Origin of the sequence: Salipaludibacillus neizhouensis (assembly GCF_002886185.1) — a bacterium.
Lineage (GTDB): Bacteria > Bacillota > Bacilli > Bacillales > Salisediminibacteriaceae > Salipaludibacillus > Salipaludibacillus neizhouensis.
Genome location: NZ_KZ614146.1, coordinates 2,985,558 through 3,000,626 on the forward strand (window position 1 = coordinate 2,985,558; position 15,069 = coordinate 3,000,626).

Genomic DNA, 15,069 nt, shown 5'->3' on the forward strand with positions numbered 1-15,069 from the left:
AATAAGCAAAAACGGGGGTTTTAAATCTTTCTTTTTTGTCAGCTCACAAACCTCTTAGTGAAAAGGGATTGAGATTGAATTTTGGTTAATGATCCACTAATTTTAATTGTCCCTCATTTTGAATGACCACATGAATTTGAAGATCCATTCTTAAATTAGGGTAATATTCGGATCTCCAGTTTTTCAGCTGTTCTCTAGGAATTTTGGTTCTGAAGTATTGTCCCACCCCTAAAATATCAGCTTCACTCTCTTGTATTTTTGTGAACATCTCGTTGAAGCGTTCAGTAAGTAGTGTTTCAAGAGATGTTTTTATTTCTTTTGTAGTAGGGTTATCTGTAGTCTCCAAGAGTACTACTTTTAAATTTAGCTGGCTTTTTAAGTAAGGTATTTGATTAATAAACTGACTTTTATGATCCATAGAATTGCTGACAATCATTAATGTTGCTTCATCCATTACTTCGACTTTTCCAGAGGTGCTTTCATTATAGAATGCATTTAGAAGTAATGTTTCTTCTGTATTAATACTTTCAACCATCTTGTCATTTTTAATGACAGCGGACCCAAGGTGTTCCACTGTTGTACTGTCACCTGATTTGATAATGGGTATAGCAACGTCTTTTGTGTATGAATAAAAACTTCGATAGACTTGCCACACTCTTGTCAGTGAAATTTGCGGGTTCCATCCTGCTTCCTTGTCAAAAAAATCAAAAAGATTTGTTCCTTGAGGGTCCGTCGTGTTTTTAAGTTTAGAAAAAAGAGTTTCGATTTTTTCATCACTCACTACAACTAAGGCTTTAGGGGAAACTTCGCGGTCTCTCATAAATCCGGAGATGAGATCTTTAAACCCTTTTGTCGCTAAGTCTTTATCGATGACAATTACTTTCGTATGGAGTAAATCAATCTGACTTTCCATATTAGCACTAAGTTTGTCTATTGCTTTACTAATTGATTGTCCTTTTTCTGAAACGATTTTAATCTCAACAGATTCTTGATTAGTGTCAGGTATCTGGAGGTGTATTTCATAATTATCATCTTCCAAAGCAACCCCCATTGCAATCGGTAAAGAGCGGTGATTGAGATCTTTAGTGTCCCAACATCCGCTTAAAAGAAGCAATGAACATAGAGAGGTCAATATTATCAAGGTAAGTGTTCTCATGATAGTCCCTTCCTTTTTGAGCGGCGTCCAATATTATAAATAGATAAGGTAACCGTGAATATTACGTAGAACCGTAAAAATGAATTCAACCATAATAGGTGTTCAACAGTCTCCCAATTGGTAATCATCAGGGAAGTGATGAAAATGATTATAACTAATGTGACAACACTATAAATAGGATTATGTGGTATCCAGTGGTTGATAATCTGACTAGCCATCCATAATAACAGTGAAACTTGAACTATAATAAAAGTAATCAGACATAAGATAAAGAACATCGTAACTCTATCGAACATCAGCCAATTGAGATAAGTAGAGTCAACTGCCATGATATATGGAAACAAAAACGTTGAAGAAGTACTATGGCCAAAAGTAAGGACTGGAATGTACACTGCCAACAAAAAAAATGGTATAAGGATAGCTGCTGCAATCAGCACTTTTTTTCTTTTATAAGTAAGAAATGGTGACACGAATCCAAGAAATAAAAACCCTCCTGTAAATGCTGAAAAACTTTTCAAGTAAGAAGGGTTTGTAATGAAGCGGAAATCATCGTTGAAGAGTGGATATAGATATCGCCAATCAACGTTCTGAAAGGAAGCAATCAATACAAATAAGATGATTGGAAAAATAACAAATGCTAATATTACCCCTGTGCGGAAAATCACTTCTACTCCTTTGGAAGCTAAGTAAGCTGATATTAAAAGCAATAAGACGATGATGGCCCATGACGGAGTATTCGATAAAAAGACAATGGTTACTATTTCTGAATAAGCTCGAACCCCGATGATATTTGTCAACAACAAATAAATGAATACAGGTAATAGAATAAAAACTGCAAGACCATTGCTAATCTCAGAATAAATATGGATAATGTTCTTTTCTGGGAGAAAACTCAATCCTCTCATATAGATATAAACAAAAACAAAGTGTACAATGAGACCAATCAAGATCGGCATCCACTGTCCTTCATCTGAGCTACTGATGATATCGTTTGGGAATAAAAAAAATATGAGCCCAAAATGAACCAGGAGATACATTAGAACAACATGAAAACTCTTATCCATACTTTGTTCCTTCCTTTTCATAATTTAAGTGAAGATACGATATCCCGAACGTTTCAATACTGGCTAGATATGCACTGATCAATACCATCCCCCCCAATATTCCTAAAACTCCATAAATGGATGCCAAGATGACCATTAAATATTTTAAAAAACGGACAGCTAAGAAATTTTGTATTCCAACCAATGTTGAATTCGCAATCGTTGTAGCTGCAAGTATAATTATCAGTAAAGTGCTTACAAGTTTGGCTTCCACTACAGCCTGTCCAAGAATGATCCCGCCAACCATTGTAATTGTTGGACCGATTGTACTTGGCAGCCTGACCGTAGCTTCAATGATTAATTCCATTATTATGAGCATCAGTATAATCTCGACTAACGCAGGATACGGTATTGCTTCTCGACTTTGAGCAATAGTCAATGCTAGTTCTAGTCGTAGAACTTCGGGATTGACTGCTACAAGCGCAACATATAGAGCCGGTAGGAATAAAGTTATCAGAATTCCGATGACCCGAACTGTGCGTATTGAAGTCATCAAGGGGATGGGGAAATTTCGGTCGTTTTCAAGGGTAAACATATCCCATAAAAAACACGGAATAATAAGGGCAAAAGGAAACCTATCAACAAGTAATACTATTCTTCCTTTTCGTAAGTAAGGAACGGTTTCCGAAGGAAGTTCAGTAACATTGAATTTTGTGATGACAGACCAACCAGAAAACCCTAATACTTCTGTTAAATCTTGTAAGTTATTTAGTTCTCGGTCTTGATTTTTTTCAAGTAATAACTTGACTTTCTCCACCAACTTTTTATCTACTTGTCCATCAAAGTAAAGTAATGAAAGTTTAGTTTTCTGTTCAGGACCGACCGAAAAGAATTCCGCCCGTATTTTACTTGAGTTAATTTGCTTTCTAATCAGGCCAATGTTGGTTTCGATATCTTCATTGAATGAACTTAGTGGACCCTGTAGAACATTTTCATTTGTAGGTTTTTCAATTGCACGACTCAACAATTTTGGCACAGGTTCTAAGATCACATATTTATGCTGATCTTTGATAACAATAAGCAGTTTACCTTTCATAATGGAGGAAATAGCTTCCGTCATGTCTTCCTCTTTTACTTCACCCAACTCATTCAATAGTTCACCTATTGTTTTTTTTGAGGAAATTGCGTTTGCTATATGTTTGTGAAGGGTTCTTTTAGTTTTAGTTAAATCAATTAGGGTATTAAATCCTATGAAGATAACGGAAACATCAAGGATTTGTTCTTCCTGAAGGAACAAATCATCGTTGTTTCTAAACTTATTTTTAATTTTTATTAAGAATTCATCCATAATTTGAATCCCCCCAAAAGTCCATTATTATAATTATCTCCTCGCTAAACCTTAATATACATGGAACCTTGTTAACCATTGATAGTAAGATGGATATTCTAATTAAGCGAACGGGTGCGTTAGCAAAATAAGGTGTCGCTTTATCCTTGTTTAACCATTAAAGCAGGTTAGGACGATATTATTCCTTATATGACAAAAATAGTTAGAAAATTGTGGAAATAGGTAGTGTATTGAATTATAAATTAGTAGCTTTAGACTTAGATGGCACATTGTTAGATAGTAATGGAAACATTCCTCAAAACACATTGAGGCTTTAAAAAAAGCTCAAGATGCAGGAGTGATTTTGGTTATAGCTACGGGAAGATATTTTATGCAAACAAAATGGATGATAAAGAAGTTAGGATTTAAAGGAATATTAGTTTCTAATGATGGTGCTATTACTTTAAAAACAGACACAAAAGAAATTATTCACGAATTTTCATATTCTATTGAGTATTATCAAAGACCTGAGACATTATATTTATCCTTAAACACACACCACGTTGGTTCCATCCCAACAATCGTTGATTGTAAATTGTTTTTACGATTTAGCTCGTTGATCCACTCATTTAACCTATGAAATCCATCCTCATTATTTTCGAAGGATAGGGGATCACCTACAACAATACCGCGGAAATTCACTGCACGAGCCACATGGATATGTTGGGCAATATCAACACCAACAACGAGATGACTGTCTGAAATTCTTTCAATCAATTGATTTTGTTTGTATTGCATTTTATACTTCATTTAGAGCTTCCTCCTTAGAATGATTTGTGTTCGTGTCTATAATCATTTTACAGAGGAGCTCTTTTTTTAACAAACCTGATAAATACGATCTACAGGAATGCTATTGGGGGAGAATCCTTTAATAAGGAAATACCATAATTATTAAACTAACGACGCAGGATAGTTTCATAAGCAGCAGATTAGAAAATCTTATGAAGTTTCATAACACTATTCAAGTTGCATTATCAATTACCTGATGGCGATATTTAAAATGAAAATATGGAAAGGAATGGTATAATAATGAAAGCCATAGTCCAAAATGAATTCGGCGATACAAGTGTACTTTCTTACTCAGATGTTAAAATACCACAAATAGATGATAACGAATGTTTAATTAAAGTAGCGTTTACAAGTGTGAACTATGCAGATATAAAAACACGTAATGGAAAAAAAGGAAAGGGGAATTTCCCATTATTATTAGGTTTGGATTGTGCAGGAACAGTTGTAGATGCTGCTCTTAATTCGTCATTTTCAATGGGAGATCGTGTGATTGCTTTTCCTAAAGGTGGTTCATATGCAGAATATGTTATTGCAAATGAACAATTAGTTTTTAAAATTCCAGATAGTCTTTCATTTGAACAGGCTGCAGCAATGCCCACTGTATCAATCTTATCGTACATTCTTTTACATGAAATTGGACAAATACAAAAGTCTGACTCCATTGTTATACATAGTGCTGCTGGCGGAGTTGGTTCGATGCTCGTACAATTAGCTAAATTAACTGGAGTTCAAAAGATTATTACAACGGTTGGAAGTAAAGACAAAGTAAATTATGTGAAGAAATTAGGGGCTGATGTTGTATGCACTTACGATACATTTACAGAAGAAGTTTTAACGCAAACAGATAATAAAGGTGCAAATATTATTTTTGATTCAGTTGCTGGTGATGTTACAAGCATGAGTTTACATTGCTTAGCATTATATGGCACACTCGTACAATTTGGAAATAGTAGTGGTAAAGCTGGTACTTTTAAGACAAGTGATGTTCATAGTAGCTGTAGAAATATTAAGGGATTTAGCTTAGGCACAACAAGAAAACATAATCCAGTACGATTAGCGCCTGTTGCAGAAAAAGTTATAGAACTATTTGAGTCAAAACAAATCACCATCCCGATAGCACAAGTTTTTAATTTAAGTAATGTAGCAGAAGCACATAAATTAATCGAGAGTCGTAATTATGAAGGGAAGGTTTTGCTTAAAGTTTAAATATCACAATAAGGGCCATTTTGTTGAAGAAAAAGCCGTTCCGTTTATAATAGAACCTAAATGGAATGAAATCATAAAATGCTTTAAAAAGGGAGAATACACGATGATTGCAAAGACTGAAGAGGATTTTAATGGTTAAGAGAAATTGGTGAAATCTGTGGATCGATTCGAGATAAATTAGTCCAATGTACTAAACCTGGAATTACTACAAAAGAACTCGATGAAATTGCGGAGGAGATTTTTGAAAAAGCAGGAGCTCAATCTGCACCAAAAGGAGAATACGATTTTCCTGGGTATACGTGCATTAGCATAAATGAAGAAGTAGCGCACGGGATTCCGAGGGAACGGACCATTCAAGAAGGGGACCTTGTAAATATTGATGTTTCAGGTTCTAAAAACGGGTATTTCGCAGATACTGGAATTTCCTTTGTTGTTGGGAAGGGAGAGATAATTTTGCAGAAAATATGTGACGTTGCTAAAGAAGCATTCGACGCTGGACTTGAGAAGGCAAAACCAGGTTCGAAAAAAAGCGCTCTCGGAAAAGCTGTACACAATGAGGCGAAACAGCATGGCTTAACTGTCATAAAAAATCTTACTGGACACGGTGTTGGGCGGTCGATTCATGAAGCACCAGACCATATTTTCAATTACTTCTCTCGCTGGGATGACGAAATTTTAAAAGATGGTATGGTAATTGCCTTTGAGCCTTTTATCTCTACATTTGAAGAGGAAGTTTTCCAATCCGAAGATGGATGGACCATCCTAACCGATGAAAGCTATGTGGCTCAATACGAACATACGATTATTCTTACAAAGGAAGGGCAGATTATTACTACATTGTAAGAGTATTAATACGATAAGGCGCGTTTGTAGAAGGATGAACTTGTTAAAATAAGTCCACAGTAAATAAATTACAAGGGATAAATGCTCATGTTTTGCTCATGTTCATGTGTGTATTCTTATATTAATTTCACTTGAGTGAATATGCTTATATAACAAGGTTTATGAGACACATTTCACTGTATTAATCGGGTTACTAGTTGGGCGGCATGATGTAATATACCCCTTAAACTCTGATTTATAAGGGTTTTGGGTGATTGATATCAATTATGCTAATGGTTTTTGCTCATGTTTTTAAGAATGCTAATTTAAGAGGTCTTTCATTAAGTTCTACAACTTAATGAAAGGCTTCTTTTTAACAGATAAGAATGTATAAGTTGACAGCTATCTTTACGCCACACGCATCAAGGGAAACCCGCCCTCCTTTGTGTATGCCCAAACTGCAAATTTTTAAAAATCAGTCTCTTTTCTGAGGAACTAGTAAATTGGGGAGAAATTAATAAAGCTAAAGTAAATGCTAATATTTTTCACTTATGGAATTGGAATAAAAATGTTTCGAAAGATAAATGGCAAGAAACCTTTCATCACCTAATAACGCTAATAAATGAGAAAAGGTTACGTTTAATGATGGTTGATTCTAACCTAAACACGACTTATTAAACATAAAAGAAGTTGTCAATATTGTTTCTTCAAATAAAACCAAAAAGGAAAAGTGTTTTTTACTGCTAATTAATGTTCTTCTTCAGCTAACGGATACCGATAGCACAACAAGCTTTGCTCCCATTATGGCGCTTTTGGGGAGAAAAGTTGCAGTAAGAATAAAAAAGAAGAAGCTAGAAATATCCGCCTCTCCTTCATATTCCGTTTTTTCTAACTAGTTACTTCGTATTGGTCTTCACGGTGTTGGGTAATCTCCTACTGACCTCATATTCTTCAATAGTAAGGATAGTAAGGATAGTAAGAGTAGTAAGGATACTGAGAGACATAAGGTAATAAGGCTAAAGCAGCTAAGGAAGCTAGTGGGAAATCTCGACGCCTAAAACGTCGGAACCTCCTTCTAGGGCGACCAAAAGCCCCATAGTATTGTCGAGTATCCAATTCATCCCCCTCACTTTCTCGCTCCATTACATCCTCACCAGCTAATACCGTAATATTATCTAAATCAACATTTTCAATAATGCCATCAAATGTACTTCCATCTGTCATAGTTAAAGTCACATGATAATACATGTGATTTCTGCACTCATCATGTAAATCCCTAAAGTGGTTACGGTAATCATGGTTTTCTACATTCACTTTTTACCTCAGCTCCCTTCAAATACATGGTATTCACCTAGAAGAAGGAGGTTACTTTTTATAGGATAAATTTGAATAATTAATTTAACACGAATTTTTTTATCGTGATTACACTAAACTCCTCTTTTCTTCAATAATGTTTATGGCCAGTGCATAATAATTAAATATCAACAAAAATTATCACATCATATTTCTGATTAATCTTTTTCTCTCTGTTTTGTCCTTTCATTAACATCTTTTTATTCTACTTTTCTAGTACCAATAATGCATAGCTAAGTCTGAAGTAACAAAAACCTGAGGATTCATCTGTAGCAGTCAATTTATGAATTTGTAATGTTTCATGCCAGATAAGATGATCTGGTGGATAAAATTTCTCGTGTTATTCATACGGGAAAATAATTAATGAATCGTTGTCCCCCTTAACGTACGCGTAAAAAATGGTACGAAGATCTTGGTATCCCTTATGTTCTAATTCACTTATTAACCATTCCTCTGTTTTATTAATATAAGAGAGATTTTTATGTTTCATTCTCCCTTCCGCAATTACAGTTATTGGAAACTCTGTATATTCGGGACTTATGTTGAGATCTTTAGGTGTTAAAGGACGTAAATTCCCTTTTGAAATTACACTTATTTGACCATTTGGTTCTAAGATTGCATATTTGATATCTTGAATATCTGGATATCCAAAAGAGCGAATGGTCGATAATAATTCAGTTATAGAATAGCGAAGTTGTTTTAAGTTCGTTTGGATAATTTCTCCGTTTTTTATTAAAATGGTAGGTTCTCCAATAATGATATGTGTTAACGCTCCACACAGGCTCAATTTAGATAACGCCATATAAAATACTCCAATTAAAATAATACAAATTACAGCATGAAAGAAACCTTGAACGTTTACGGCTCCGAGTGCTGCATAAGATAAAAAAATAATTGTCACTAGATCATAGGCTGTCCACTGTGATAAAAGAGTTTTGCCAAGCATACGCATGACAATAAAAACTAATATAAATAAACCGGATAGCTTTAAAGTTTCAATCACCATTAGTTAAAACCCCGAATGTCATATTTTATTATTATGTTAACATAATAAATATTAATATAGTGTATTAATATTTAAGGACGAAAATGTGAAAAGTTGCAATTGTTGTTTGTTTAGCATTTTAAAAACCCCTTCGCAATTTTTACGTTTGTCGTGTATGACAGTAGTTATTATTAGGAGAGTCAAGGAAAATAATTCAAGGAATCTTAAGTCCTATACGTTTTCATTTGTAGGTTTTTCAATTGCACGACTCAACAATTTTGGCACAGGTTCTAAGATCACATATTTATGCTGATCTTTGATAACAATAAGCAGTTTACCTTTCATAATGGAGGAAACAGCTTCCGTCATATCTTCCTCTTTTACTTCACCCAACTCATTCAATAGTTCACCTATTGTTTTTTTTGAGGAAATTGCGTTTGCTATATAATTGTGAATTTTTCTTTTAGTTTGAGTGAAATCAACTAGAGTTCTAATTCCTACTAAGGTAACAGAAACATCAAGGATTTGTTCATCCTGAAGAAAGAAGTCATCGTTGTTTCTGAACTTATCTTTAATTTCTATTAAGAATTTATCCATTATTTAAAGTCCTTCCAAAGAGTCCATCGTTATAATTATCTCCTCGCTAAACCTTAATATACATGGAACCTTGTTAACCATTGTTAGTAAAAAATGCTTACCTATTGCTGACGTTAATAATAATGATGAGAAATATTGTTGTTGAATGTAATTAATACATACAATTGAGTAACGCCCTTCTTCTAGGTGAATACCATGTATTTGAAGGGAGATGAGGTAAAAAGTGAATGTAGAAAACCATGATTACCGTAACCACTTAAGGGATTTACATGATGAGTGCAGAAACCACATGTATTATCATGTGACTTTAACGATGACAGATGGAAGTACATTTGATGGCATTATTGAAAATGTTGATATGGATAATATTACAGTGTTAGCTGGTGAGGATGTAATGGAGCGAGAAAGTGAGGGGGATGAATCGGATACTCGACAATATTATGGGCCTTTTGGTCGTCCTAGAAGAAGGTTCCGACGTTTTAGACGTCGAGGTTTTCCACTAGCTTCCTTAGCTGCTTTAGCCCTATTACCTTATATTGCTCCGCCTCCGTATCCTTATTATCCTTATCCGTACTATTATTGATAAATAAAAAACAAGAATAATTGCTGGCTCTAATAAGGAACGTAACCTTTTTGAAGTATTGGGGGAGAATCCTTCCACAAAGGATTCCGTTCTTCTTATTGAACATACGCACCTTAGTGGAACAAGAATGATGAAAAACCAACTCACTTTTATGGTGGATTTGACCGCTATAGCGCATTAGGTTGAAATTAGAAAGCAAATAACCGACCATAAAACGGGCGGTTTTAATTTCGCCCTATAAGGGCACTTTACCAACAAAGAAGGTGTCTCAAAAGGTCAAAAAAGACCTTCTGAGACACCCTTTAAAGCAATGAGCGGAATCGCTCCATTTTTTAAAAGCCCGCTATGAGTGAGTTTTCTCATAGCGGGTGCGGAGCCCAACGAAGCCATTGCCTACAATATTCACAAACATACTAACTTTTGGGACATCCTCCTCTTAATTGACCGCCAACCGTTTGCCCTTCCCTCTATTTTTTGAATGGATCTACATATTCTCGTTTGCTCATGTTATCTCGCAAACGATCTTCTGCTTCTTGCTCTCGAATGTATTTCGCTACCGTTTTTTGATTCAATCCTACTCTACTCACGTAATATCCTTTTGCCCAAAAAGTTCTGTTTCCATGACTGTATTTTAAATTTGCATGTCTATCATGGATCATTAACCCTTTAAGTACCACATGAAGTACGAAACAGACATTTTTTGGGGGATTCTTACTAACATGTGAATGTGATCTGGCATTGCATGAGCTTCTATAATTTCTACATTTTTCATCTCACACAACCTTCTTAAAATTGCTCCTATATCTCTCTCAATTTTCCGTATATTAGCTTCCTTCTAATAAACACGAGATGTACTTACAATTCCATCTCGTATGTGATAGACTATTGCCGCTCGACATGAGCTGATCTCCTTTCGTTATTAGAAGTTCGTTTGGCGGCCATCTTCTATTATACGAATGGAGATTTTTCTGTTACAACCCTTAAAGGTTTATTTTCACACAGGCAGAGCCTGTGGTTTTCAAAGACGCAATAAAAATGCGAGCACTTTGTATAAGCGCTCGCATCAATAAAAATTTAGTAATGTGGTCTAACGAAAGCCGCGCCTACAATAATCAACAAAATGAACAAGACAACAATTAACGCAAAATTAGAGTCTTTTCTTCCTGCTACAGGAGAGACGTGTCCATAATCACTCATTATTAAAAACCCCCTTTCTATAGGGATAGTACATCTTATGTAATTAAGTAAAAAACGAAATAGTTAATTGCGGATCGATAGAAAAAACAGTCGAATTAATCATGGACAAAAGAAGAAGAAGATTCTTTTGGCTGGTGAACAGTACGAGAAAAATGTACATGGAAAGAGAAGGTGCTTGTTGAACTAACGGGTTAGCAATAGTTGAACAAGCTGTTTCTCCTGTTGTGATGCTAACGGAGCAGAATACTTCAACAAGGACTAAGTATTTTTATGTTAAAACAAATAAATATAATGTTAAAAAAGGAGAGGTTATCATGGTTGTAAAAATTGAACCTATTACAATTGATAAATTGGAACAATGTATCGATTTATATATGAAAGTTTTTAATAGTGAGCCTTTGAATGAAACTTGGAGTTATGAAGATGCCAAAGAGAGACTTACTGATGGTTAGTAAGGCGGAAGGTATAAATGCGATTTTATGATAAACCGCTTAAAGCGTATTTATATAATGATTTAAGTGCTGTTGAAGAACATGACAAAAAACTCATTTATTATTTTGAAAAGGGATACGTGACAGTCCTTGGCGAGTTTGAATACTTCACGAATATTCTTCGAGTTTGTCTCGACGGATGCCACTTCAGAGCGTTGCCAGGAAGAGACATGGTCTTTTTCCCGAGGTGGCTAAAGCAGTTGCCCGCGGAAAGCGTCCTCCTTGAGCAGATTCGACTTCTCTATCTATATTGAATCAACCCTCTCTAAAAAACCAAGAAATTTTAAATCCCCCTAAAAAACAGTAACGACTACTCTTTTTTCTTCCCTAACTTCAGTCCATTATCGTCTACTACCGAAAAAAAACATGGTCTTTCATTCGGAGTGGAATTTGGCGAATGAATGGTTAGGAGTAGGTCCTTTTCAAACGTTTCGAAAAGCATGCCATGTCCACCACTTTCAGCAAAGAGTGGTTCCGCTTCCTGTACCCACGGTCCCAGTATGTTTCCACTTTCGGAACGGGCAACGCCAATCGCATATCCTTTCTCTCCGATGCTCGACCATAACATCTTTAACTGACCTTGACTGTCTTTAATTAAAAATGGACCATCCGTTACATAATTATTGTTTTCTCCTCTCGTCCACTTTGCCTCTGATGCTCTAAAGAGAATAACAGGATTACTAACTGCTTCTCGTAAATCTTCGGAAAGCTGTATAGCACATATCTCTCCATCTTGAACTTGTATCCATTCATGACAAAAAATCATCCAAGGATTATTATGATTATCAATATAGAGGGTGCCATCCAGACACTCCCAATTTTCAGGAGTAACTGGTTTATTTGTTAAAGGAACAAAAGGACCTAAAGGATTTTTAGAAATTAAAACTTGTGTTCCACGGCATTGATCTTCAGACTTAAATGATGCGAACATATAGTATTTTTCGTTTAAATAATAAACTTCAGGTGCCCAAAAATGTTTCGTTGCCCAGAACTCCTTCGTTGGACGAAAAACCTGAACAGGCCCTTCCCAATTTTCTAAATCAGCACTTGTAAATGCATCAAATCCTGTCCCATCACCGTCCCACACATTCTCATCTGTTGTTCCGTATAAATAGTAAAGCTTTTTCTCTTTATCCGGTAAAACAAATGGGTCTCTTATTCTAATTTCTTCTTTTTTCATAGAAAAATACCTCCAAAGTGTTTAAGCTGTTATTGGACTTTCACTCCCTCCAAGCTCGCTCCCTTCGTGAACACTCTTTCAATCTGTTTCTCCACTCCTGGATCTTCCACTAATGGTGGTGCATGATGAGTTTTAATACGAGCATCAATAATCATTGTTTCACAAGACCAATGTTTGTTTTCATAAGAACTGTTCACTCCGTAAATGTCATGAGAAGGATTACTTCGTGTGAAAGTAGCCCAAAGAAAATTTTTGTCTGTCGCACTCATAAATGTACTATCATCACATAATACGATCATCGGGCACGATTCTACGGAACCCTTTGCTTGAATCGTATCATCTAACTCTTTTAATTCTTTTTGCGCAAGATCATAGTTTTGGAATTCCGGTCCCTCTATGGCTACAACTCCCGGCATTACTAGTTGAGGGTTTCCAAACTTACTAATATCTTTTAAACCATCAGGCACATCCGTACACAACTCTCTTTTTTTATCGCCGAAAGCAGCAATAACAACTTTGCTTCCTTGATTTAACCCAGTCCCTGAATAGTCAAGTGTATCCATCGTTGTATTTGTGTAAAAATGAAGATCTCTTTTCAGATCAATCCGTTCTAATATATACTTCAAAAATGCCGTTTCATCATGAGAATTCAAAGGAATATCCTCTTCGGCAGTAATAAATAAAAACTTCGCTAAACTTAGTTGTCCAGTTCCTAAAATTTTATTTGCAATCGTAAGGATTTCTGTTGGTTGTTTTACTTGTTGATAAGGAGTATATCGTTCACTCCCAATTGCAAAAAGTAACGGGTGGACCCCTGCAGCATCAACAGCATGAACTTCTTTCACGCCAGGTAGTTCTTGTTTTACCGCACCACCAGTTAACTCATGAATCATTTCCCCAAATACCGTATCTTCTTGAGGCGGTCGACCAACAACCGTAAACGGTAGAATCGCATTAGATTTTGCATATACTTTATGTACTTTCATTACCGGAAATGAATGAGTAAGACTGTAATACCCCAAGTGATCCCCAAAAGGTCCTTCAGGTTTCGTATCATTCGGATGAATCTCGCCGGTGATTACAAAATCCGCATCATTACTAATACAATAACCATCAATATAGCTATACCGAAAACGACGTCCAGCTAGTAATCCGGCAAAAGTCATTTCACTCATTCCTTCCGGCAAAGGCATAACCGATGATAGAGTGTGCGCAGGAGGTCCCCCTATAAAAATACTGACTTTTAAAGGTTTTCCAAGCTTATTTGCCTTGGCTTGATGAACCCCGATACCTCTATGAATCTGATAATGCAGACCAATTTCTTTATTGGTCTCATAGTCGTTACCATTAAGTTGAACACGATACATTCCAAGATTCGAATTCATAATCCCCGGCTTTTCCGGATCTTCTGTATATACTTGAGGCAATGTAATAAATGCCCCGCCATCCATTGGCCAATGTTGAATAGAAGGAATATCTTCAATGCTGATTTCTTCCATAGTAACGGGAGCATTTTTATTTTTCTTAACCGGTAAAGCAGTCGATGCTGCTAATCCTGTTTTCACGTGTTTAAGCGGATTTTTCAACGCCTTTATCGGATCGTTTCGCAAAGCGATAACAGTTTGCACGGAATCCCACGTACTGCGAAAAATAAATTTGCTTCGCTCAATAGTACCAAAAAGATTGGAAACTGCTTTGAATTTACTGCCTTTTACATTTTCAAATAACAAGGCAGGCCCTCCAGCCTCATATACTTTCAAGTGAATCGCAGCCATTTCCAAATGCGGATCAACTTCTTCTTTCACGCGTACTAAATGACCATTTTTTTCTAAATCAATAATACAATCTTCTAAATTCTGATACATAATAGAACTGCTCCAATCTCTTTAAACTAACGATATATAAGAGAATTATTTTGCTAGCTATAACTGAGTTTCATACATTTTATATTACTTCTATATTCGCATAATCTGGCGAAAAAGAGAAGTAGATCATCATATATCTTTCATGTACGTAAATGGTGTTGTTAAATAAAGAATCTAAACCAAAGTAAGTTTGCGACTCCCTACGGAAAAAGCAATTAGTGAATTCAAGTATCTCTGAACGAATAAATCACTACAACAATCAATGATAACAGTGCCATTATTTTAAAATAACACTTGTGTAAGCGTTAAACGTATTGCTATTCCTATGATCATCATTACAATTAGTTTGATTTATAAGTATTTTCTGAAAATAAGGGTTGTTTTTCTTGCTTTAAGTCGTTAAACTATTTTCTAT

General features: G+C 35.5%; 13 protein-coding genes and 4 pseudogenes. 6 read left to right on the forward strand and 11 right to left on the reverse strand.

Annotation, left to right across the window (positions count from 1 at the left end):
- Window positions 1-85 precede the first annotated feature (85 nt).
- Genes CEF18_RS14170 through CEF18_RS14180 form a run of 3 tightly spaced genes read right to left on the reverse strand, consistent with a single transcriptional unit; the run spans window position 86 to window position 3,547 of the window.
- Window positions 86-1,156 (reverse strand): Ger(x)C family spore germination protein, encoded by a 1,071-nt coding sequence (locus CEF18_RS14170; protein ID WP_110937069.1) that lies wholly within the window; start codon window positions 1,154-1,156, stop codon window positions 86-88.
- Window positions 1,153-2,220 carry a GerAB/ArcD/ProY family transporter gene (locus CEF18_RS14175; protein ID WP_110937070.1) on the reverse strand — a complete coding sequence of 356 codons (1,068 nt, stop codon included), beginning with the start codon at window positions 2,218-2,220 and terminating at the stop codon, window positions 1,153-1,155. The genes CEF18_RS14170 and CEF18_RS14175 overlap by 4 nt, the downstream gene beginning before the upstream one ends.
- Window positions 2,213-3,547: a spore germination protein gene (locus CEF18_RS14180; RefSeq protein ID WP_110937071.1), complete on the reverse strand. Its 1,335-nt coding sequence runs from the start codon at window positions 3,545-3,547 to the stop codon at window positions 2,213-2,215. Before CEF18_RS14180 ends, CEF18_RS14175 begins: the two co-directional genes overlap by 8 nt.
- Before the next feature lie 301 nt (window positions 3,548-3,848).
- On the opposite strand from CEF18_RS14180, the pseudogene CEF18_RS27200 reads away from it, so the two are divergent.
- Window positions 3,849-4,166 (forward strand): annotated as a pseudogene (locus CEF18_RS27200) (HAD hydrolase family protein); the annotation flags it as partial.
- Here the strand turns inward: CEF18_RS27200 and CEF18_RS14190 are convergent.
- Window positions 4,088-4,336 (reverse strand): annotated as a pseudogene (locus CEF18_RS14190) (IS110 family transposase); the annotation flags it as partial. The pseudogenes CEF18_RS27200 and CEF18_RS14190 overlap by 79 nt on opposite strands.
- Before the next feature lie 279 nt (window positions 4,337-4,615).
- Between CEF18_RS14190 and CEF18_RS14195 the strand changes: the two are divergent.
- Both CEF18_RS14195 and map read left to right on the forward strand, forming a co-directional pair.
- The gene (locus CEF18_RS14195; RefSeq protein WP_110937073.1) at window positions 4,616-5,581 is read left to right on the forward strand and encodes a quinone oxidoreductase family protein; all 966 of its coding nucleotides are present in this window, start codon (window positions 4,616-4,618) and stop codon (window positions 5,579-5,581) included.
- A 103-nt stretch (window positions 5,582-5,684) separates the two neighbouring features.
- Window positions 5,685-6,424: pseudogene (gene map / locus CEF18_RS14200) on the forward strand (type I methionyl aminopeptidase).
- 930 nt (window positions 6,425-7,354) lie between these two features.
- On the opposite strand, the gene CEF18_RS14210 reads toward map, so the two are convergent.
- From CEF18_RS14210 to CEF18_RS14220, 3 genes are all read right to left on the reverse strand, one after another.
- Window positions 7,355-7,717 carry a hypothetical protein gene (locus tag CEF18_RS14210; protein ID WP_110937075.1) on the reverse strand — a complete coding sequence of 121 codons (363 nt, stop codon included), beginning with the start codon at window positions 7,715-7,717 and terminating at the stop codon, window positions 7,355-7,357.
- Window positions 7,718-8,096: 379 nt separating this feature from the next.
- Window positions 8,097-8,762, reverse strand: coding sequence for a DUF421 domain-containing protein (locus CEF18_RS14215; RefSeq protein WP_110937076.1), 666 nt, complete (start codon window positions 8,760-8,762; stop codon window positions 8,097-8,099).
- A 210-nt stretch (window positions 8,763-8,972) separates the two neighbouring features.
- The gene (locus CEF18_RS14220) at window positions 8,973-9,338 is read right to left on the reverse strand and encodes a spore germination protein (RefSeq protein WP_110937077.1); all 366 of its coding nucleotides are present in this window, start codon (window positions 9,336-9,338) and stop codon (window positions 8,973-8,975) included.
- 223 nt (window positions 9,339-9,561) lie between these two features.
- Here CEF18_RS14220 and CEF18_RS14225 point away from each other — a divergent pair, with 223 nt between their 5' ends.
- Window positions 9,562-9,921, forward strand: coding sequence for a hypothetical protein (locus tag CEF18_RS14225; RefSeq protein WP_110937078.1), 360 nt, complete (start codon window positions 9,562-9,564; stop codon window positions 9,919-9,921).
- A gap of 467 nt (window positions 9,922-10,388) precedes the next feature.
- On the opposite strand, the pseudogene tnpA reads toward CEF18_RS14225, so the two are convergent.
- Both tnpA and CEF18_RS14235 read right to left on the reverse strand, forming a co-directional pair.
- Window positions 10,389-10,820, reverse strand: a pseudogene (tnpA, locus tag CEF18_RS14230) (IS200/IS605 family transposase).
- Between the two features lie 175 nt (window positions 10,821-10,995).
- Entirely contained in the window at window positions 10,996-11,118 is a 123-nt protein-coding gene (locus CEF18_RS14235) for a YjcZ family sporulation protein (RefSeq protein ID WP_110937079.1), read from the reverse strand.
- A 314-nt stretch (window positions 11,119-11,432) separates the two neighbouring features.
- Here CEF18_RS14235 and CEF18_RS25965 point away from each other — a divergent pair, with 314 nt between their 5' ends.
- Entirely contained in the window at window positions 11,433-11,570 is a 138-nt protein-coding gene (locus tag CEF18_RS25965; protein WP_183041151.1) for a hypothetical protein, read from the forward strand.
- A gap of 17 nt (window positions 11,571-11,587) precedes the next feature.
- On the forward strand, window positions 11,588-11,863 hold the full coding sequence (locus CEF18_RS14240; RefSeq protein WP_110937080.1) for a hypothetical protein: 276 nt from the start codon (window positions 11,588-11,590) through the stop codon (window positions 11,861-11,863).
- Window positions 11,864-11,919: 56 nt separating this feature from the next.
- Here the strand turns inward: CEF18_RS14240 and CEF18_RS14245 are convergent, their stop codons facing one another.
- Window positions 11,920-12,789, reverse strand: a complete 870-nt coding sequence (locus tag CEF18_RS14245) for a glycoside hydrolase family 43 protein (protein WP_110937081.1) — start codon at window positions 12,787-12,789, stop codon at window positions 11,920-11,922.
- Between the two features lie 29 nt (window positions 12,790-12,818).
- Entirely contained in the window at window positions 12,819-14,654 is a 1,836-nt protein-coding gene (locus tag CEF18_RS14250; protein ID WP_110937082.1) for a UbiD family decarboxylase, read from the reverse strand.
- Between the last annotated feature and the right edge of the window lie 415 nt (window positions 14,655-15,069).